A 17996-nucleotide genomic window follows, 5' to 3' on the forward strand; every position below is an offset into this window, starting at 1 on the left:
CTAGGCGCGCCGCTCGGCGCCTGTCCAAGACGAGTTATGAATGCCGGTCATCCAGAACGCTTATGTCCGCAGGCAGGTCCTCCGCGCGGGCGATCTCGAGGAAGGCCGCCGCGGCCGGTGTCAGCGTCCCGGGCCGGTGGATCACGTCGACCTGCAGGTGCATCGTGTCCGCGAGCCGGAGCACGGCGGCACCGCTGCGGCGTGCCAGCGGCGCCCAGGCCGAGGACAGGACCGCCACGCCGACACCCGCCAGCACCAGGGGCAGGATCGCCGAGCGGTGCTCGGCCTCCACCACGACCGTCATCGTCGACGCGCTCATCAGCCGGTCGGCCATCTGCCGCATCACGCTGCCGGGCGGGGAGACGACGAGACGCCGACCGTCGAGCTCGGCCGGACGCAGTGCGTGGTCGTCGGGGAGCCCGGCGTCCGGGTGGGCGATGAGGACCATCTCCTGCCTGCCGAGGGTGTGCACCTCGATGCTCGAGGGGTAGGGCGCGGCGAGGGCGCCGACGAGTCCCAGCTCACACGTCCCGCTGCGGACCAGCGCGATGGCGTCGTCGCGGACGAAGGAGGCGTGCCCGTGGACGGACAACCCGGGATGCCGTCGGGTCAACCGCCGCATCAGCGTGGTGAACGGCTCGACACCCTGCGACGGCATCAGGGCCAGGTCGATCCGGCCCGTCAGCTCCTCCCCCACCGACCGGGTGGCCACCCGGGCCACGTCCAGGTCACGCAGTACCTGACGGGCCAGCGGCACGAGCACCTCACCGGCGTCGGTGAGCACGACCCCGCTGGGAACCCTGTGAAATAGCGGCACCCCCAGGTCGCGCTCGAGCGACGCGACCGACTGCGACAGCGCGGGCTGGCTGACGTGCAGCTGGGCGGCCGCGCGACCGAAGCCGCCATGGGTCACCACCCCGAGAAAGTAGGTCAGCTGCCGTGTGTCCATCCCTCGTCCCGTCCGACCGTCGCGGTCCTCGCGACGGGCCGGCCCAGCCTAGTCAGGCTCGGCCGCTGAGCCGCAGGACGCCGCGCAGCAGCGCCGAGTGGTCGAGCGCCCCGTCGCCGTTGGCCACGGCGGAGGCCATCAGCTGAGCGAGCAACGCCCCGACCGGCACCACCACGGACGCCTCCCGGGCGGCGTCCTCAAGGATGCCGAGGTCCTTGTGGTGCAGCTCGGTGCGAAAGCCTGGCTCGAAAGCGCGCTGCGCCATACCCTCTGCCTTGCTCTCCAGCACGCGTGAGCCGGCGAGCCCACCGGCGATGACCTCCAGCGCCGGTCCGAGCTCGACGCCGGAGGCCTCCAGGAAGACGACCGCCTCCGCCAGCACCTGCAGGTGACCGGCGACCATCAGCTGGTTGGCGGCCTTCACCGTCTGGCCCGCGCCGGCCGGGCCGACGTGGACCACGGTCCGGCCGACCGCACGGAGGACCTCCCCGGCGTCCTGGACGGCGTCCGCAGGACCGCCGACCATGACGGACAGACTGCCGTCGCGGGCTCCCGCCTCCCCGCCGGAGACGGGGGCGTCGAGCATCCTCAGGCCACGCGTCTCCGCCTCTTGCGCCAGCTCCCTGGCGACGTCGGGCCGGATGGTGGAGAAGTCGACGACGACCGCACCCTCAGCGGCATGCGCGAGCACGCCGTCCTCCCCGGTCATCACGGCCTGCACGTCAGGACTGTCCGGCAGCATGAGGCAGACGACGGACGCGCCCCGAACGGCCTCGGCCACGGTGGGGCACTCGCTTCCTCCGGCCTCGACGAGCGGCCCTGCGCGCCCCGACGAGCGGTTGTGCGCCTGGACGTGATGGCCGGCCCGTTGCACATTGACTGCCATAGGGCTGCCCATGATGCCCAGGCCGATGAAGGCGACGATGCTCATGCGGGTGTCCTCTCCGAGGTGTCGGTGCTACTGGCCCAGGGCCAGCAGACCACGCACCACCGCGCTGAGCCCACCCAGGGTCGCCAGCACCGTCGCCGTCCGGCGCGCGGCGGTGGCGGACACCCGCGACGCCAGCGCACCGCCCAGGGCGATCCCGACCAGGACGGCGGCGACCGCCAGGGTGACCAGCCACCACGGCGGGGCCCAGGTCTGGACGGGGGTGATCACTGTCTTGGCCGTCACGGACAGCGCACCCATCGTCATGAAGACGGGTTGCATGGTCGCGGCGAACCCCGCCTGCGACCAGCGGACAAGGCGGGCGTGCACCACCATCACCGGCGCGGCCACCCCGGCCGTGGTGTTGAACGCCGCGCCCAGCACCCCGGCCACGGGCGTGACCCACGGCTGGCGGACGTGGGGCAGCCGCCCCAGAGAGGAAGCCAGTCCGCTGACGGCGAGTGCGAGCAGCACGGTCGCGCCGACCAGCACCTGCAGGGCGGCAGCCGGCACGGCTCCCACCACGAGCGCACCGAGGACCGCACCGGGGACGGCGAAGACGCCGATCAGCAGCGCCCGCCGCCAGTCGACGGCACGCCGGACCGCCAGGGTCAGCAGCAGCGCCGACACGGTGGTGGTGGCGTTGGCCAGCAGCACACCGGGGGCCGCACCGAGCAGGAGCGCGAGGAGCGGGGCGACCACCAGCCCCATACCCGTGCCCGACACCCGCTGCAGAGAGGCCCCCACGACGACCGCCGTCACCATGACCAGGACGGTGACGCCGGTGAGAGCCATGCGGACCATCCTGCACTCGCGCTTCCGCGGAGGGACGGGCGGCCCGCGGCGTTGGCGCGGCTCGAGCGCACCCACCGGCGTGCGCTTCGGCCAGAACCCTCCAGTCGCCGCAGGAGGGTGCCGTCATGCACGCCGGTCGTCGCGTCGGAGGGCCTAGGTCCGACGGACGTGGGCGTCCTGGCCGGTCCGGGCCACGATGTCGTCCTCGGCGGACGCCATCAGGATGTCGGCCAGGTGACGCAGCGCGCGGGCGACCGCGACCTCGTCACCGATCTCCGGCACAGGCTCGTCCCCGGCGGCGCGGTGGCTCTCCCCCGAGGCCGACAGCTGCTCGGGAGCCCCGGCGAGGAGCACCGCGGTGGCGGCCGTGTCGTCGTCGGACTCGAAGATCGAGATGCGCACCGTCCACTCGCGGACCCGCGCGGCCCGTTCCGCCGGCACCCCCGCCAGCGGCTCGACGGGGATGTCGCTGCGCCCGGTGACCCGCAGCACCGCACCGGGACCGGGGTAGACCAGGCCCGTGTGCCCGTCGCTCCACTCGACCACGAAAGGCGGCCCGTCGTCGGGGCCACGCGCCTCGACCACGCGGCCGTCGCGTGCCGGATCGTCCGCGTGCCGTGCCGCGAGCACGATCCGGTCACCCGGCCGGGCCCTCACGGCCGACCCTGCCCGTCCACCGCGCCTGCACCCATGACCCCGCTCCTGCTCCGGGACGGCATCGTCCCCTGGGCCCAGTGTGCTCCCTGTGAAGGGGGTGGCGGAAGACCCTGCGGGACCTGTCAGTCCGCCACGCGCAGCCGCCAGATGGCGTCGAGCACGGTCCAGCGCCGGCCGCGCAGGCGCCCGTCGGCGACGTCGCCGTCGGCGTTGACCCTGAACGCGTCACGTGCGGACAGCGCCTCCACGACGACCTCGCGCCCCCGGACGACCCGGACGTCGTCGCGACGGGTATGCCGTCCGCGCCGCAGGTCGCGGGCGAAGCCGATCCTGGCCCACGGCGAGGTGCCGGACGCGACGACGACGTCGGCGAGCCCGTCGTCATGCCGTGCCTCCGGCGCGATGGGGGTGCCCCCGCCGACCGACGACCCGAGGGCGACACTCACCATGAGGACCGGGTCGGAACCGTCGACCACCGTGCGCCCGTCGACGACGACGCGCAGGTGCCAGCCACGCCGGGTGAGCCCGGCCCGCAGGGCACCCCAGACGTAGGAGAGCCGACCCAGCAGGCCCTTGACCTCCGCCGCGTGCGCGGTGGCCTCGGCGGCCACGCCGCAGTGGACGACGTTGACGACGACGTGCCCGTCCTCGTCGGCCAGCAGCCCGCGCCCGGACGGACGACCGTGGACGGCCACGTCGACCGCCTCCTGCCAGTCGAGCGGGATGCCGGCGTCCCGGGCCAGGTCGTTGCCGGTGCCCGTCGGCACCAGGCCCACCACCCCGAGGGCGTCCTCCAGCCCCTGGTCCACGACCTCCTGCAGCAGGCGGTGCACCGAGCCGTCGCCCCCGACCACGACCACGTCCCGGCCGCCGGCGGTGGCGACCGCCCGGCTGTAGGCCTCGTCGGACCCGGGGTCCTGGACCTCCACCCCGGCCTCGCTGCGCTCCTCGAGCGCACGGCATACCTGGTCGACCCGCTCCTCCTCGGAGGAGCCGGCGGAGACGTTGACGAGCACCAGCACCGAGCGGTCGGTGGTCAACGTGCCTCCATCGGGGTCGCGAACTGCCTGCCCCGTGAGCCTACGCCCGCTGCGGCGGCCGACCGCCCAGGCCCGTTCCGAGGCTCCGCTCCGCGCTACACTCTTTCGGGCGGGGTGCGACATCCGTTCGGAGACAGGGCGGATGGCATGACACGATGGACAGGATGTCTTCACCCACAGCCGCCCGTGCCGGGCTCTTCGCAGCACTCGTCACCTTCGACGAGGCCGGGGCGGTGCGCCTTCTCGACCACCACCGCGAGCAGGAGGGTCTGGGCTCGCTCGTGGGTGAGCTGGTCCTGCCTGTGATGAGGCAGATCGGGGAGGGCTGGGAGCGCGGCGAGGTCTCCGTGGCCCAGGAGCACCTGTCCACCCAGCTGGTGCGGTCCTACCTCGACGCGCTGCGGCGTCCGCCGGTCACCGGCGGGCACCAGGTCTGGCTGGCCTGCCCGCCCCGCGAGCTGCACGACCTGCCGCTGCTCGCGCTGGCGCTGCTGCTGTGGGACCAGGGATGGGAGATCCGCTTCTTCGGGGCGAACACCCCGCTGCACGACCTGCTGCGGGCCGTGCGCATCTCCCGCCCCGAGCTCGTCGTCATCTCCGCCGACGACCCTCGTCGGATGCGTGCCGCCGCCGTGCCGCTGGACCTCATCGCGGCCGAGACGACCCTCGTGCTCGGCGGCCGGGCCGCGGAGGCTGTCGGCCACGAGCTGGCCGGCAGGGTGCTGCCCCCCGACGTGGTCCTGGCCGCGGAGGAGCTGCGCGAGGCGCTGCCCGCGGCCCGCGCCAGCTGACCCGGGACCCCGGCCCAGGCGGGGTGCGCGACGGCTCAGGCGCGGTGCGCGACCCCGAGCGAGCGGGCCCACCCCGCCACGTCCTCGGGCAGCTCCGGTGCGGGCCGCCCGTCCCCGAGCAGGCCGATCACCTCGGGCGCCGGCACCCGGACACCGCTGCCGCGGGTCAGGAACCGTCCGGCCACCAGGCCGCGGGCGCACAGGTCGTCGCCGCGGGTGAAGACCTGCTCAAGATAGACCACCCGCTCGTCCCAGCCGACCACCCGGGTCGTGACGTCGAAGCGCTGGCCGAGCGTCAGCGAGCGCCGGTAGGTCACCGTCTGGGCCGCCACGACCGGGTACCACCCCTTCTGCCTCAGCAGCGGGAAGCCCCCGAGGTCGGCGATGTAGTTGGTCCGCGCGACGTCCATCATCTGCAGGTAGGTGCCGTTGTTGACGTGCAGGTAGATGTCGAGGTCGGCCGGTCGGACCCGCATCGTGGTCACCGACGGGTCGAGGATCCCCTGTCCGGGGATCGGCGGTCGCGGGCGGGCGAGGAGACGGACGAGCTGGAGCTGACGGGCCACCGGCACACCGTAGCCGCGCACAGGCGCAGGCCAGCAGATGGGCTCGGTCCCGCGCCCTTCCCCGTGACCCAACTTGGACTTACCCAATGCCCAATGGCACAGTATGTGACGTGTCCGCCACCTCCGTCGCCCCCGACCCGCTCCTCGACGCCCTCCTCACGGGCGTGCCCGCCGGTGCGCTCGCGGTCGTGGACCCCGAGGTGCTCGCCCAGACCCGGGCGGCCGCCGACGCCCTGTATGCCGCGCCCCAGCCGCTGCCGGCACGGGTGCTGCACGGGCTGGCCGCCGTCACCGCGGCGTGGCAGGGGCACGGCCCGCTGCACGCCTGGCACATCGCCGAGGGCGCGGACGAGCAGCTGCTGACCGACGACGAGCCGGCCGACGCGCAGCTCGCCGCGCTACGTCGGCACGTGGACCTGCTGGCGGTCTCCCCCGCGCTGTCCACCGTCGCCGACCAGGAGGCCCTGCACGCCGCCGGGCTCAGCCCCGACCAGGTCGTCCTCGTCAGCCAGCTCGTGGCCTTCGAGAGCTACCTGGGGCGGCTGACGGTCGCCCTCGCCGCGCTGCAGGGCACCGAGCTCGCGACCGTCGCGGCGCCCGGTCGCACCCCCGCGGGCCGAGGTCGCCGCAAGCTCGACTCGCCCACCACGGTCGCCGGCTCGGCACGGCCCACGCGCTTCACCCAGGAGGTGCTGGCCTGGGAGCCGTGGGTCCCCGCCCCCGCCGAGGACGAGCTCACCGAGGCCCAGGTCGAGTCGTTCGCCCGCAAGGCCACGACCAACAGCGTCTACTTCCGGCTCATCTCGCGCACCCCGGGCGTCACCCGCGCCCGCAGCGACCTGGACAACGCGATCTTCCTGCGGCGCGACGGGCTGCCGAAGGCCGAGCGCGAGCTCGCCGCGGCCGTCGCGAGCAAGGTCAACGACTGCGTCTACTGCGCCTCGGTCCACGCCCGCAAGGCCACCGGCTTCAGCAGGCGCGGCGACGACGTCGAGACGCTGCTGGCCGTCGACCTGCCCCGCGACGCCGACTGGGTCCCCACCGACCTGACGCCGCTCCCGGCCGGGCAGCAGGGACGCTGGGCCACGCTCGTCGACGCCGCGGCCAGGCTCTCCGCCGTCCGGCCCTCCTTCGGCCCGACCGACGTCGCGCGAATGCGCGAGGCCGGGCTCGACGACCGCGAGGTCGTCGACCTGGCCACCGCCACGGCGTTCTTCGCCTGGGCCAACAGGCTGATGCTCAGCCTGGGCGAGGCGGCCTGTCCGGCCCCGCCGACCGCCTGACCCTCGACGCCTCTGACCGCACCGCCTGACGCCCGACGCGCCCGACGGACGCGCCGGCACCCACCCCATACCCGCACGACCACGAAGGCATCCCCATGACCGCTGCACGCCGCTCCGCCCTGCTCGCCGTCCCCGTCGCCGCGATGACCCTCGCCGCCTGCGGCGAGGTCACTCCCGAGGCCGGTGGCGCCGAGGCGCAGACCATCACCGTCACCGACGACCAGGACCGCGAGGTCACCATCGAGGGTCCCGTCGACCGGGCCGTCGTCATCAACAGCTACGGCAACGAGTTCGTCCGGGCGATCGGGGCCGGTGACACCGTCGTCGGCGTCGACCGCACGTCGCTGGACCGCCTGCCGTACCTGCCCGTCGAGGACGACGCGATCGTCGCCGAGGGCCTGGACCAGCTCAACTACGAGGCGATCGCCGAGCTCGACCCCGACGTCGTGGTGCTGCCCCGCAACGCCGTCTGGCAGGAGGCCGAGCAGCAGCTCAGCGGCTTCGACATCCCGGTCGTCGTCGCCACCGCCTGGGACGCGCACGCCGTCGAGGAGACCGTCACCCTCCTGGGCGAGGTCTTCGGTGCGCAGGAGGGCGCCCAGGAGGTGCTCGACTTCGAGTCCGAGATCCGCAGCGTGCTCGACGAGCGGCTGGCCGACGTCGAGCCGCGGTCGGTCTACCTGGAGACCGTCGACCCCTACCTCACCGTCCTGCCCGGCTCCGGCTTCCACGACATGATCGAGGACGCGGGCGGCACCAACGTCTTCGCCGACGCCAGCGGCGGTGACGCCCAGGAGGAGCTGACCGTCGACCCGGCCGAGGTGGTGCTGCGCGAGCCCGAGCTGGTGCTGCACGAGTTCGAGCCGAGCGCCGAGCCCAACGACCGCTTCGCGGCGGTCCGCGACGACCTGGCCTCCCGCCCGGGCTGGGGCGGCCTCGACGCCGTCGCCGAGGACCGCGTGGCCGTCGCCAACGGCTGGGCCACCAGCGCGCTGGGCAAGTCGATCGGCGCCCTCTACCTCGCCACCTGGCTGCACCCCGAAGAGATGGCCGGCGTCGACCCCGACTCCTACCTGGAGCGGTGGGTCACCGAGTTCCAGGACACCGAGCTCACCTCCGCCGACGACTACGTCCAGGGCCCGGGCGCGTGACGGCCACCGCCACCCGCCGCACCCGGCCGTCGCCCCCGCCGGAGCCCGCGGCGGCCCCGGACCGGGCCCGGCGGCGCGACGCGGGCAAGCTGCTGCTGATCCTCGGCGGCACGGTCCTGTCGGCGCTCGCGCTCGTGGTGTCGGTCACCATCGGCACGGTCGGCATCGGCTTCCTCGACGTGGTCGAGGCGGTCCGCCTGCGCATCTTCGGCGGCACGCTCGAGGCGGACTTCGCCCAGGCGTATGCCGTCATCACCGAGCTGCGCCTGCCCCGCGTGCTGCTGGCCTTTATCGCCGGCGCCGCGCTGTCGGTCTCCGGCGTGCTGATGCAGGGGCTGCTGCGCAACCCGCTGGTCAGTCCCTTCACCCTGGGCGTCTCGCCCGCGGCCGCCTTCGGCGCGGCCCTGGTCATCACGCTGGCCGGCACCAACCAGCTCTCCCCGTGGGCCACCATCGGCGGCGCGCTGGTCACCTCCCTGGCCGTCTCGGCCTTCGTGCTCGTGCTGGCCTCGGTGCGCCGGATGGCGGTGGCCACGCTGCTGCTCCTGGGCATCGCGCTGACGCAGATCTTCGAGGCGCTGACCTCGGCGCTGCAGTTCACCGCCAGCGAGAACACCCTGCAGGCCATCGTGCGCTGGACCTTCGGGTCGGTCAACGACGCGACCTGGACCGACGTGCAGATCGTCGGCGCGGTCGTGCTGCTGGCGCTGCCGGTGACGCTGTGGTTCTCCAAGGACCTCAACGCCGTCGCCTTCGCCGGGGACGACGCGGCCCGCAGCTTCGGCGTCAACGTCGGCGTGCTGCGGGTGGGGCTGATCGGGCTGGCCGTCGTCCTCGCCGCCGTGGTCGTGAGCTTCTGCGGGATCATCGGCTTCGTCGGGCTCGTCGGCCCGCACATCGCGCGCCTGGTCATCGGCGCCGACCACCGTCACCTGCTCCCGTTCGCCGCCCTCAGCGGCGGGCTGCTGCTGCTCGTGGCCGACGCCGTGGGCCGCACGGTCATCGCCCCCGCGGTCGTCCCCGTCGGGATCGTCGTCGCCTTCATCGGCGGCCCGATGTTCGTCTACCTCATCCTCACCAGGAAGAACGCGCTGAAGTGAGCCTCTCCGTCACCGACCTCACCTTCCGCTACGGCCGCCGGCAGATCCTCGACGAGGTCACCTTCGACGTGGCCTCGGGACAGTTCTGCGCGCTGCTCGGGCCCAACGGCTCCGGCAAGTCCACGCTCGTCAAGGCGATCGCCGGCGTCCACCGCCCCGCGTCGGGCACCGTGACCGTCGACGGCACCGACACCGCGACGCTCGGCCGCCGCGAGCACGCCCGCGTCGTCGGCTACGTCCCCCAGCACGGGGACGCCCCCTTCGACCTGACCGTGCGCGAGGCGGTCGTCCTGGGCCGCACCCCCCACTTCGGGCTCGCCCCGACCACCCAGGACTGGGCCATGGTCGAGGACGCGATCGAGCGGATGGGCCTGGGCGACCTCGCCGAGCGCTCCATGTCCGAGCTCTCCGGCGGCCAGGCGCAGCGGGCGCTCATCGCCCGGGCGCTCGCCCAGGACACGCGCGTCCTGCTGCTCGACGAGCCGACCAGCGCCCTGGACCTGCGCTACCAGATCGAGACCCTGCAGCTGGTGCGGCAGATCACCCGCGAGCAGGGGATCAGCGCCCTCATCGCCATCCACGACCTCAACCACGCCGCCCGCTACTGCGACCAGGTCGTGGTCCTGCACGGCGGGCACATCCTCACCGACGGCACGCCGCAGGAGGCGCTCGACGCCCCGACGCTGCGCGACGTCTACGAGGTGGACGTCGAGGTGCACCTGCGCGAGGGCGTCGTCGAGGTCCGCCCCCGCATCGACGAGCACGGCTACACCCTGACCGGCAGCCAGATCGGCTCGCTCGCCGACGCCCACGTCGCCTTCGACCCGGCCGACGAGCCGGTGGGGGCGCGCCGGTGACGGCCCGGTTCGACGCGGTCCTCGTCGGCGGGGGCCCGCGCGCCGTCGCCACGGTCCTGCGCACGGCCGCACGCACCGAGGGTATGCCGTTGCACCTGGCGGTGGTCGACGCCCTCGAGGTCGGGGCCGGGGCCACGTGGCTGACCAGCCAGCCCGCGGCATACCTCAACAACACCCAGGCCCGGGCGACGACCATCCACCCCGACGCCTCGACGCCGATGAGCGGGCCGCCCGCGCCGGGACCCGACCTGCTGCAGTGGGCCGCCGACGTCACCGCGGCGGGCACCCACCCCTTCGCCGACTGGGTGGTGGAGGAGGCGCGCGGCCTGCGTCCGGAGGACTTCCCGACCCGGCGGCTGCAGGGGGTCTACTTCCGCGACCAGCTCGACGCGGCCGTGCGGAGCGGCCGGGTCCGGGTGACCGAGGTGCTCGGGACGGTCGTCGACCTGCAGCGGGACGCGGAGGACACCGTCGTGGTCCTGGCCGGTGGCGACCGGCTCGCCGCACCGACCGTGGTGCTGGCCCAGGGGATGGTCCAGGCCCGCCCCTCCGCCGAGGTGACCGCCCTGAAGAGCTTCGCCGAGCGGCACGACCTGCGCTACGTCGAGCCCGGGATGCCCGCCGAGCGCGACTTCACGGGCCTGCCGGCCGGCGAGACCGTGCTGGTACGCGGGCTCGGCGCCACCTTCTTCGACGTCGTCGGCGAGCTGGTGGCCGAGTGGGGCGGCGGCTTCGAGCCCGTGCCGGGCGACCCGCACGGGCGGCTGCGCTACCTCCCCGGCGGGGCCGAGTCCCGGCTCGTCGCCGGCTCCCGTCGGGGTCTGCCCTACCGCTCCAAGCCGGACGGCGGCACGCCGCTGCGCCCGTTCGAGCCGCGCTGGGCGACCCCGGAGTGGTTCGACGCGCTGGTGCAGCGGGGCGGCCTCGACTTCGCCCTGGACGCCTGGCCGACCGTCGCGCGCGAGCTCGCCCGCGCCTACCTGGAGGCGCTCGAGGAGTATGCCGTCGGTGCCGTCCGGGGCGGGTGGCTGGCCCGCCTCGACGCGGCCGCGGACCTGGCCGACGTCGAGCAGGTGCTCGCCGATGCCGTCATGGACCCGCGCTGGGCGTGGCAGGTCGACCATCTGCGCCGGCCGACGGGCGGCCGCGCCGTCGACGGGGCGGGGTGGGAGCGCCTGGTCGGGCGGCTCGTCGAGGACGAGCTCGGCTCGATGAGCCGGGCGGACGTCCACCCGCGCGCCGCCGTCAACGGGGCCATGGGTGCCCTGCGCGACCGGGTAGCCAGCGCCGGGGTGGCGGGTGCCTTCACCGGCGTCTCGCTCGTGCGCGACGTGCACGGCTGGTTCGACGCCGACGGGCTCTTCCTCGCCTCCGGCCCGCCGGCCCATCGCGTGCGTGAGGTGCTCGCGCTGGTCGAGGCAGGTGTGGTGGAGCTGCTCGGCCCAGAGCTCACGGTCGCCGTGGACCCGGACCGGAAGGTCTTCCGCGCGTGGTCCCCGATCACCGGCCGGGTGGTCCGGTCGCGGGTACTGCTCGAGACACGCATGTCGAAGGGCAAGGTGCCGGACACCGACGACCCGCTGCTGCGCAGCCTGCTCGACAGCGGCCGGGCGCGCATCCACCGGGTGGACGGTGCGCCGACGGCGAGCCTGGAGGCCACCGCCGCGGTCGTGGACGAGGAGGTGGACACCGGTCACAACCTGGTCGCCGCCGACGGCACGGTCGACAGCTCGGTGGTCGTCGTCGGCATCCCCGTGCAGAGCACCCAGCCCGGCAGCGCGATCGGCGCCACCCCCGGGGTCCCGTCCCCGCTGCTCGCCGGGGCCGACGTGGCGGCCAAGCAGGTCGTGGCACGGGCCCGCGAGCGCCGAGGGGCACGGCTGCGCGACCTGGAGGCCGTGGCGGGCCGCTGACCGGTGCGCCCGGAGGGGGTGGGCTGCCTCAGCGGACGGAGGCGGGGTCGCTCAGCGTGTGCCCGCCGACCGTGAGGGAGAAGCCCGTCCTCTCCCCCTCGTCCGGGCTCGCGTCGTCGAGCCAGGGCTGCAGCCCCGAGGCGTCGACACCCGCGAGGGCCTCGCGCGCCCGCTGCGGGTCACCCGCCTCCACCTCGCAGTGCAGCGCCGCGTCGGTGATGCGGCAGTGCAGGGCGGCCTGCGGGTCGCCCTGCGCCAGCTCGGCCACCGAGCGCGCCCACCACAGGACAGGGGCCTGGTCCATCGGCGCCCGGTAGCTGACCTCCGCCGTCGAGCCCAGCCCGGCGACGCTCCAGTGCGAGCGGTCGTAGCCCCACGTCACCCCCGTCAGCTGCGCGGCCGCCCCGTCCGGGTCGTCGGTCAGCGCCGGCGACAGGGTCACCCACGACTTCAGCGACCGGGCGCCGCCGCTGCCGGCGACCCGGCCGGTCTCGGTCTCCACCTCCTGCACGACCGGGAGGGCCTCGAGCTGCTCGACGAAGGAGCGCGGGGCCTCACGCCCGTCGCCCGAGAGCGCCTGGAAGGCCGTCGTCCCCAGGAAGGCCAGCAGACCGAGCAGCAGGACGGCGAAGAAGAGCAGGAAGGCGACCGGTGGTCTGCCGCTCGTCACGTGAACGTCCGCAGCGCGAGGGGCAGGACGAGCGTGAGGAAGGTGAGGCCGGCCCCCGCGAGCACGACATACGCGTAGGGCCGGTCGAGCACGCCCTGCCGGACCACGAAGGAGGCCGGGTCGTCCCGGTCGTAGCGGACCTCGACCTGGTGCCCCGAACGGTAGATGCCGCGGTCCGCGGCCCACCGCGGGGTGCCCTCGACCGAGCGGCCCTGGGTGGTGCTGAACCGGACCACCGGCAGCGAGCCGAGCTCGCGGGGAGCCACGGTCGAGCCGACCCGCCTGTGCTCCCAGCGCACCAGGGTGCCCTCGACGACCTCCTGCGTCGGGCGCGGGGCGTCGGAACGGCGCATCAGCACCACCCCGGCGACCAGGACCACCGGCCCCAGGGCCATCAGCACGATCTGGATCAACAACGGCACGGTGCGCCTCCTCCTCCTGATGTCCGGCGGCCGAGCCTACCTGCCGTGACCGGCCGGCCCCTCCCCTAGCATGGGCCGGGTGACGGGGAGGACACGACAGGCTGCGCGGCTGCTCGCCGGGGGGACGCTCGGGCTCGCGGTCGTCGCGGGCGGCGCGCTGCACCCCGGTCGGGCGGCCGACCGCATCCCGGTCGCCGACGTCTTCGAGATCACCATCCCCACGGACGGCGGGGAGGGCGTGGCCCACTACGAGGGGGCGATCCACGGCGCCTACCGCACCCCGGACGCGACGGTCCTCTACTGGTCGATCCGGGCGGCGGAGGACTCCGGTGCCCCGCTGCGGACCGTCTTCGAGCACGAGGACGTCGACCTCGTCGGCGGCGTCCTCGCCGACCCGCGCACCCTCGACGTCCTGCTGCCGCTGCGCGACGACGCCCGGTGCCTGTGCACCGAGGCCGGTGACCTCGACCCCTCCCAGGACCCCCACACCTTCCAGGTGATGTACACCTCCTTCCCCGCCGTCCCGGCCGGCACCACGGCGATCGACGTGGACGTCGACGGCCGCGGCACCATCGTGGCGGGCGTGCCCGTGTCCGACATCCTGCCCACGGGGCCCCAGGTCGAGCGCGCGAGCGTGGTCATGGGCCAGGGCTGGCCGGCCGCGCCCACCACCGAGCAGGTGGGCCAGGTCGGGGCGAGGGACCCGCTGGACCTCGTGGGCCGCAGCGGCGCCGGCGACGGCTCCGTCACGACCGAGGGCACCGGGGCGGACCGCCTGGTCCGCTTCGACGCCGACGTGCTCTTCGCCTTCGACCGCTCCGACCTGTCCGCCGAGGCGCAGGCCGTGCTGGACGACGCCATCGCCGAGATCGAGGCGGCCGGGGAGCTGGGCCGGCTGGAGGTGGTGGGCCACACCGACGGCCAGGGCACCGCTGACTACAACCAGCGGCTGTCGGTGGCCCGGGCGCAGACCGTCGCCGACAGCCTGCGCGAGGCCCTGGGCGAGGACCTGGAGGTGACGGTCGAGGGACGCGGCTGGGACGAGCCCATCGCGACCAACGACACGGAGGAGGGCCGGGCGCAGAACCGGCGCGTCACGATCAGCTACGAGACGGCGAGCGGCACGGAGGGCGACCGATGAGCACGCGCGGCACAGGAGCCGCCCGGACGTGCGTGGTGGTCGGGCTGGGCCTGGTCCTGACGGCCTGCACCCCGAGCGCCGACGTGCCCGTCGTGGCCCCGCAGGGCCCCACCGCGGAGGCGACGGCCGTCCCCGCACCGCAGGCAGACCTCGAGGCCGCGCTCTACGACGACGCCGCCCGGGAGATCGAGCGCATGCTGGCCGAGCCGCCACGCACGCCGATCGAGGAGGTGTCGGGAGCTCTGCGCGACTCCGACGAGGAGGTGGTGGTGGCGATCCGCTCGATCAGCCAGACCGAGCACTCCTTCGTCCTGACCCTGCAGCTGCGCCCGGCCGGGGACGAGCCGGTCGACCTGACCGGCCTCGACGGCGGGCTCAGCGGCGAGCTCGGCGAGGACACCCGCACGATCGCCGACATCGCCCTCGTGGACGAGGCCACCGACCGCCGCATCCTGCCGACGGTCTACCGGGCGGACGTGTCCGAGGAGGACGCCACCCAGCGGTGCATGTGCTCATCGCTGCCGGACCACCTGCCGGTCGACGGGGTGAGGCTCACGGCGCACTACGTCCGGCCGGAGGCCGGCTTCCGGTCGATGATCGTCGAGGTCCCCGGCATGGAGCCGAGCCGGTCGATGTCGACCGGCTGACGCGCGGGCGGCAGCCTCAGCCCGCCGTGCGCACCGAGAGCCGGCTGCCCGGCGCGACCCCCCAGGCCACGCAGGCGCCTGCCGGCGCCTCCACGACAGCGCGGCCGGAGCGCCGCGGGCGGGTCGCCCCCAGCCACGGGCGCAGGGTCGCGACGTGGAGCACCACGCCGTCCCGGTCGAGCACCGCCGCGTCGATCGCGTACCGCATACCCATCATGTGCACGCTCGAGGCACCGTCGAGCCACAGCGCGCCCTCGACGGCGTCGGTCCCGAGCAGTCCCCGGCCCTTCTCACGGTGGGTGGTCGCCACGTGCACGGCAGCGACGTCGCGACCGTCGACGAGCAGACGGTCGCGGCCCGGCCCGAAGGTCCGTCCGGTCACGACAGCACCAGCACGCCGAGCGCACCCACGATGAGCGAGGGACCCAGGGGGATGAAGTCCTTGCGGGTCGCCCGGCCGCGCAGCACCAGCTGCAGGCCCCACAGGGCGCCGACGAAGAAGCCGGCGACCAGCCCGAAGGCCAGCTCCCGCCAGCCGAACCACGCACAGAGCATCCCGAGGATGCCGGCCAGCTTGACGTCACCCAGTCCCAGCCCGCCCTGCCCGGCGAGGGCGAGGAGGAAGTAGACGACCAGGGCCACGAGGGCACCGACCACCGCCCGGCCGTAGGCGCTCCAGTCCTGCTCCACGACGGCCGGCACCAGCAGGCCGGCGGCGAGCAGGGGGTAGAAGGGCTTCTGCAGCCGGTCGGGCAGCCGGTGCACGTCCTGGTCGATCGCGGCCAGCACCAGCAGCGGCACGGTGGCGGCGAGCAGGACCACGAGCAGCACGGGCCTGGACAGGTGGGCCCACACCAGCCCCGCCCAGCACAGGGCGAGCGCGAGAGCCATCCACCCGTGCCGCGGCTCGGGCAGCTCGCGCTCGTGCGGGTAGCGGTAGCGACGGGCCGACAGGCGCCGGCGCAGGACCTCACCGACCACGAGGGCGACGAGCGCAGCCGCGAGGGCCGCCCCGACCGTGACCGCCGTGGATGGTTCCCAGGTGCCGCGGGTCACGAGGCAGGCAGCATGCGCACGGACTCGGCGACCGCGTCGAGGTCCTCGTCCTCCACCCGGTCGTCCCCGCCGGAGTAGGCCACGGCGATCGTGTCACCGGTGCCGGAGTCGACCGCGACCACCCACATCGCGTCGAAGACGCCGTCCTGCTCCTCCTCGGTCCCGAAGGAGAAGTCGACACGGACCGCCGAGCTGGCGCCCTCGACCTCGATGTCTTCCTGGGAGTGGATGGTGAAACCGGGTGTGCCCACCTGGATCTGGGCGATCAGCGTGCTGGCCGCGGCGCGGGCGCCGTAGAAGCTGCCGTAGTCACCGGCGATCGCCAGCATGGGGTCGCGGGCGCCCTCCCCCTCCAGGTAGCGCAGGGAGAAGGCGTCGTCGAACCGGCGCTCGGTCCAGCCCTCGGGCACCTCCACGGACGCCCGCCCGGTCACGCCCCGCTCCGTCGAGTCCGGCGCCTCGGTCGCGGCCGGCAGGTCCTGCACGCGGCTCTCCGTGGCCGTGGCAGGCGCCGGGTCGGCGCCCGCCTGCCCGGTGCTCTGGGACGGCGCGTCGGCATCGGTGATCTCCGACTCCGGCCCGCAGGCGCCGAGCGCGAGCGTCAGGACCAGCGCCGCCGGCACCAGGACGAAACGTGCTGTCGTGCTCACGGGAAGCACACCTCCATGTTGATCCAGGGACGGCTACCGCCGGCCGGCTCGCCAGCGTACTCGGCGGAGACCACCTCGCCCGTCGCGTCCGTGTAGTGGTAGGACGCGCCGAGCTTGATGCCCCACTTGACCTCACCGCCGACCTCGTAGCTGTTCTCGCCGGTCAGCATGCCGACCTGGGAGATCTGCGCCTCGGTGAAGACCAGGTTCTGCATCGGGTCGGAGTTGGCCTGGGTCGGGTTCCAGAACATCGTGCTCAGCGGCGTGAAGCCGGCGTAGTTGTCGGTGCTGCCCAGCCACTGCTCGACCACCGCCCGGTTGCCGTCGGTGACCGGCAGCGACGTCGTGGTGACCACGTCGACGCCGGGCTTGCCCGCGACGGAGACGTCCTGGCCCCCGACCGTGAGCGTGGAGCCCGACTTGGTCTGGGTGACCAGCTCGATCCGGGTGATCTGGCCGTTCGCGTCACGGACGATCGCCATGCTGGTGGTGCCCGACCAGTCGCCCGCGTAGTTGAGGCCCTCGGCCGCGTCGGCGTTGCCCGCCAGGCTGCCGGTCCAGGACGTCACGTAGGTCGTCTCACCGGTCTCGTAGTTGGTCGTGGTCGCATAGCTGTGCGAGCCGTCGAGGGAGAACCCGCCGCCGAGCTCCTCGCCGTCGGACCCCTGGCCGGAGCCGGACCCCGAGCCGCCGCCCTGCTGCCCCCCGGTGCCCAGGCCCAGGTCGACCGAACCGTTGAACTCCCCTCCCCAGGTCACGGTCTCGCTGTGCGGGCTACCCACGTCGGCCCAGGGGTTGTCGATCAGCTGCTGCTGCAGCTCGCGCGCCTCGTCGAGGCTGTCCACCCGGTAGGTGTTGCCGTCGGTGTAGCTGCCCTTGATGCCCAGGTCGGCCTCCGCCGCCGCGCCCGGCGCGTCCTCACCGCCCTTGCCCTTGCCGCCGATCCCGACACCGACCCCGCCCTCGCCCTTGCGGTCGTTGGTGACGTGGTACTCGACGGTTCCGTCGGAGTGCCGGATCTCGGCGATCGAGACCCCGCTCTCCCCGCCCAGGTCGACGATCGCGATGCTCACCTCGACCTTGCGGGTGGTGCTGGCCGTGGAGACCGTGCAGGAGTCGGGCTCGTAGTCGGGGCCGTCCTCGCTGTCCTCGCCCTCCTCCCCGGGGCTGCCACCGGCGGTGCAGGCACCCCCGCCGCCGAACTCTGCGCCCTTGGTGGTGACCGCGCAGACGGCCTCGTCCATCGCGTCCTTGACGGCCGGACCGGCCGGGGTCAGCATCAGGCCGAGGACGATGACGACCCCGGCGATGACGACGCCGAGGTACTCCAGCGTCGTCTGGCCTGCCTCCCGACTGCGTATGCTCACCGTCGGCTCCTCC

Annotated in this window: 20 protein-coding genes; 8 read left to right on the plus strand and 12 right to left on the minus strand. The window is 74.2% G+C overall.

Going from position 1 to position 17996, the window contains the following annotated elements:
* Window positions 1–34 precede the first annotated feature (34 nt).
* The 5 genes from K330_RS21290 to K330_RS0113525 form a co-directional block, all read right to left on the minus strand.
* On the minus strand, window positions 35–949 hold the full coding sequence (locus K330_RS21290; RefSeq protein ID WP_022922349.1) for a LysR family transcriptional regulator: 915 nt from the start codon (window positions 947–949) through the stop codon (window positions 35–37).
* A gap of 52 nt (window positions 950–1001) precedes the next feature.
* On the minus strand, window positions 1002–1880 hold the full coding sequence (locus tag K330_RS0113510) for an NAD(P)-dependent oxidoreductase (protein WP_022922350.1): 879 nt from the start codon (window positions 1878–1880) through the stop codon (window positions 1002–1004).
* Window positions 1881–1907: 27 nt separating this feature from the next.
* Window positions 1908–2672, minus strand: coding sequence for a sulfite exporter TauE/SafE family protein (locus K330_RS0113515; RefSeq protein WP_022922351.1), 765 nt, complete (start codon window positions 2670–2672; stop codon window positions 1908–1910).
* 153 nt (window positions 2673–2825) lie between these two features.
* On the minus strand, window positions 2826–3329 hold the full coding sequence (locus K330_RS24355) for a dsRBD fold-containing protein (RefSeq protein ID WP_022922352.1): 504 nt from the start codon (window positions 3327–3329) through the stop codon (window positions 2826–2828).
* 122 nt (window positions 3330–3451) lie between these two features.
* A complete protein-coding gene (locus K330_RS0113525; RefSeq protein ID WP_022922353.1) occupies window positions 3452–4369 on the minus strand; it encodes a diacylglycerol/lipid kinase family protein in 918 nt (305 codons plus the stop codon).
* Window positions 4370–4533: 164 nt separating this feature from the next.
* Between K330_RS0113525 and K330_RS22845 the strand changes: the two genes are divergently transcribed.
* On the plus strand, window positions 4534–5160 hold the full coding sequence (locus K330_RS22845) for a cobalamin B12-binding domain-containing protein (protein ID WP_169448570.1): 627 nt from the start codon (window positions 4534–4536) through the stop codon (window positions 5158–5160).
* A gap of 35 nt (window positions 5161–5195) precedes the next feature.
* Here K330_RS22845 and K330_RS0113535 read toward each other — a convergent pair whose 3' ends face one another.
* Window positions 5196–5726 carry an acyl-CoA thioesterase gene (locus K330_RS0113535; protein ID WP_029202661.1) on the minus strand — a complete coding sequence of 177 codons (531 nt, stop codon included), beginning with the start codon at window positions 5724–5726 and terminating at the stop codon, window positions 5196–5198.
* Between the two features lie 110 nt (window positions 5727–5836).
* On the opposite strand from K330_RS0113535, the gene K330_RS0113540 reads away from it, so the two are divergent.
* From K330_RS0113540 to K330_RS21300, 5 genes are all read left to right on the plus strand, one after another.
* Window positions 5837–7009, plus strand: a complete 1173-nt coding sequence (locus K330_RS0113540; RefSeq protein WP_022922356.1) for a peroxidase-related enzyme — start codon at window positions 5837–5839, stop codon at window positions 7007–7009.
* Between the two features lie 95 nt (window positions 7010–7104).
* Window positions 7105–8160: an ABC transporter substrate-binding protein gene (locus K330_RS0113545; protein WP_022922357.1), complete on the plus strand. Its 1056-nt coding sequence runs from the start codon at window positions 7105–7107 to the stop codon at window positions 8158–8160.
* Entirely contained in the window at window positions 8157–9260 is a 1104-nt protein-coding gene (locus K330_RS0113550) for a FecCD family ABC transporter permease (protein ID WP_022922358.1), read from the plus strand. The genes K330_RS0113545 and K330_RS0113550 overlap by 4 nt, the downstream gene beginning before the upstream one ends.
* A complete protein-coding gene (locus K330_RS0113555; RefSeq protein ID WP_029202662.1) occupies window positions 9257–10117 on the plus strand; it encodes an ABC transporter ATP-binding protein in 861 nt (286 codons plus the stop codon). The genes K330_RS0113550 and K330_RS0113555 overlap by 4 nt, the downstream gene beginning before the upstream one ends.
* Window positions 10114–12030 (plus strand): FAD/NAD(P)-binding protein, encoded by a 1917-nt coding sequence (locus tag K330_RS21300; RefSeq protein WP_022922360.1) that lies wholly within the window; start codon window positions 10114–10116, stop codon window positions 12028–12030. The genes K330_RS0113555 and K330_RS21300 overlap by 4 nt, the downstream gene beginning before the upstream one ends.
* A gap of 28 nt (window positions 12031–12058) precedes the next feature.
* Here the strand turns inward: K330_RS21300 and K330_RS0113565 are convergent, their stop codons facing one another.
* Together K330_RS0113565 and K330_RS0113570 are read right to left on the minus strand one after the other, a co-directional pair.
* Complete coding sequence (locus K330_RS0113565; protein WP_022922361.1) at window positions 12059–12700, minus strand: hypothetical protein; 642 nt, start codon at window positions 12698–12700, stop codon at window positions 12059–12061.
* A complete protein-coding gene (locus K330_RS0113570) occupies window positions 12697–13122 on the minus strand; it encodes a DUF3592 domain-containing protein (RefSeq protein ID WP_156875811.1) in 426 nt (141 codons plus the stop codon). Before K330_RS0113570 ends, K330_RS0113565 begins: the two co-directional genes overlap by 4 nt.
* Before the next feature lie 79 nt (window positions 13123–13201).
* Here K330_RS0113570 and K330_RS0113575 point away from each other — a divergent pair, with 79 nt between their 5' ends.
* Window positions 13202–14263, plus strand: a complete 1062-nt coding sequence (locus K330_RS0113575; RefSeq protein ID WP_169448572.1) for an OmpA family protein — start codon at window positions 13202–13204, stop codon at window positions 14261–14263.
* Window positions 14260–14910: a hypothetical protein gene (locus tag K330_RS0113580; protein WP_156875812.1), complete on the plus strand. Its 651-nt coding sequence runs from the start codon at window positions 14260–14262 to the stop codon at window positions 14908–14910. The genes K330_RS0113575 and K330_RS0113580 overlap by 4 nt, the downstream gene beginning before the upstream one ends.
* A 16-nt stretch (window positions 14911–14926) precedes the next feature.
* Here the strand turns inward: K330_RS0113580 and K330_RS0113585 are convergent, their stop codons facing one another.
* From K330_RS0113585 to K330_RS0113600, 4 genes are read right to left on the minus strand one after another with little or no spacing between them, the layout of a single operon-like run.
* Complete coding sequence (locus tag K330_RS0113585; RefSeq protein ID WP_022922365.1) at window positions 14927–15292, minus strand: DUF192 domain-containing protein; 366 nt, start codon at window positions 15290–15292, stop codon at window positions 14927–14929.
* Window positions 15289–15966: a prepilin peptidase gene (locus tag K330_RS21305; protein ID WP_022922366.1), complete on the minus strand. Its 678-nt coding sequence runs from the start codon at window positions 15964–15966 to the stop codon at window positions 15289–15291. Before K330_RS21305 ends, K330_RS0113585 begins: the two co-directional genes overlap by 4 nt.
* On the minus strand, window positions 15963–16616 hold the full coding sequence (locus K330_RS0113595; protein ID WP_022922367.1) for a hypothetical protein: 654 nt from the start codon (window positions 16614–16616) through the stop codon (window positions 15963–15965). The genes K330_RS21305 and K330_RS0113595 overlap by 4 nt, the downstream gene beginning before the upstream one ends.
* Entirely contained in the window at window positions 16613–17983 is a 1371-nt protein-coding gene (locus K330_RS0113600; RefSeq protein ID WP_022922368.1) for a hypothetical protein, read from the minus strand. Before K330_RS0113600 ends, K330_RS0113595 begins: the two co-directional genes overlap by 4 nt.
* Window positions 17984–17996 lie beyond the last annotated feature (13 nt).

Source organism: Ornithinimicrobium pekingense DSM 21552 (assembly GCF_000421185.1).
In the GTDB taxonomy this organism is placed as follows: Bacteria; Actinomycetota; Actinomycetes; order Actinomycetales; family Dermatophilaceae; genus Ornithinicoccus; species Ornithinicoccus pekingensis.

Excerpts from the sequence above, each read along its gene's own strand:
- K330_RS21290 (WP_022922349.1), bottom strand. The coding sequence starts at position 949 with ATGGACACACGGCAGCTGACCTACTTTCTCGGGGTGGTGACCCATGGC.
- K330_RS0113545 (WP_022922357.1), top strand. The coding sequence starts at position 7,105 with ATGACCGCTGCACGCCGCTCCGCCCTGCTCGCCGTCCCCGTCGCCGCG.
- K330_RS0113515 (WP_022922351.1), bottom strand. The coding sequence starts at position 2,672 with ATGGCTCTCACCGGCGTCACCGTCCTGGTCATGGTGACGGCGGTCGTC.
- K330_RS0113510 (WP_022922350.1), bottom strand. The coding sequence starts at position 1,880 with ATGAGCATCGTCGCCTTCATCGGCCTGGGCATCATGGGCAGCCCTATG.
- K330_RS0113580 (WP_156875812.1), top strand. The coding sequence starts at position 14,260 with ATGAGCACGCGCGGCACAGGAGCCGCCCGGACGTGCGTGGTGGTCGGG.
- K330_RS22845 (WP_169448570.1), top strand. The coding sequence starts at position 4,534 with ATGTCTTCACCCACAGCCGCCCGTGCCGGGCTCTTCGCAGCACTCGTC.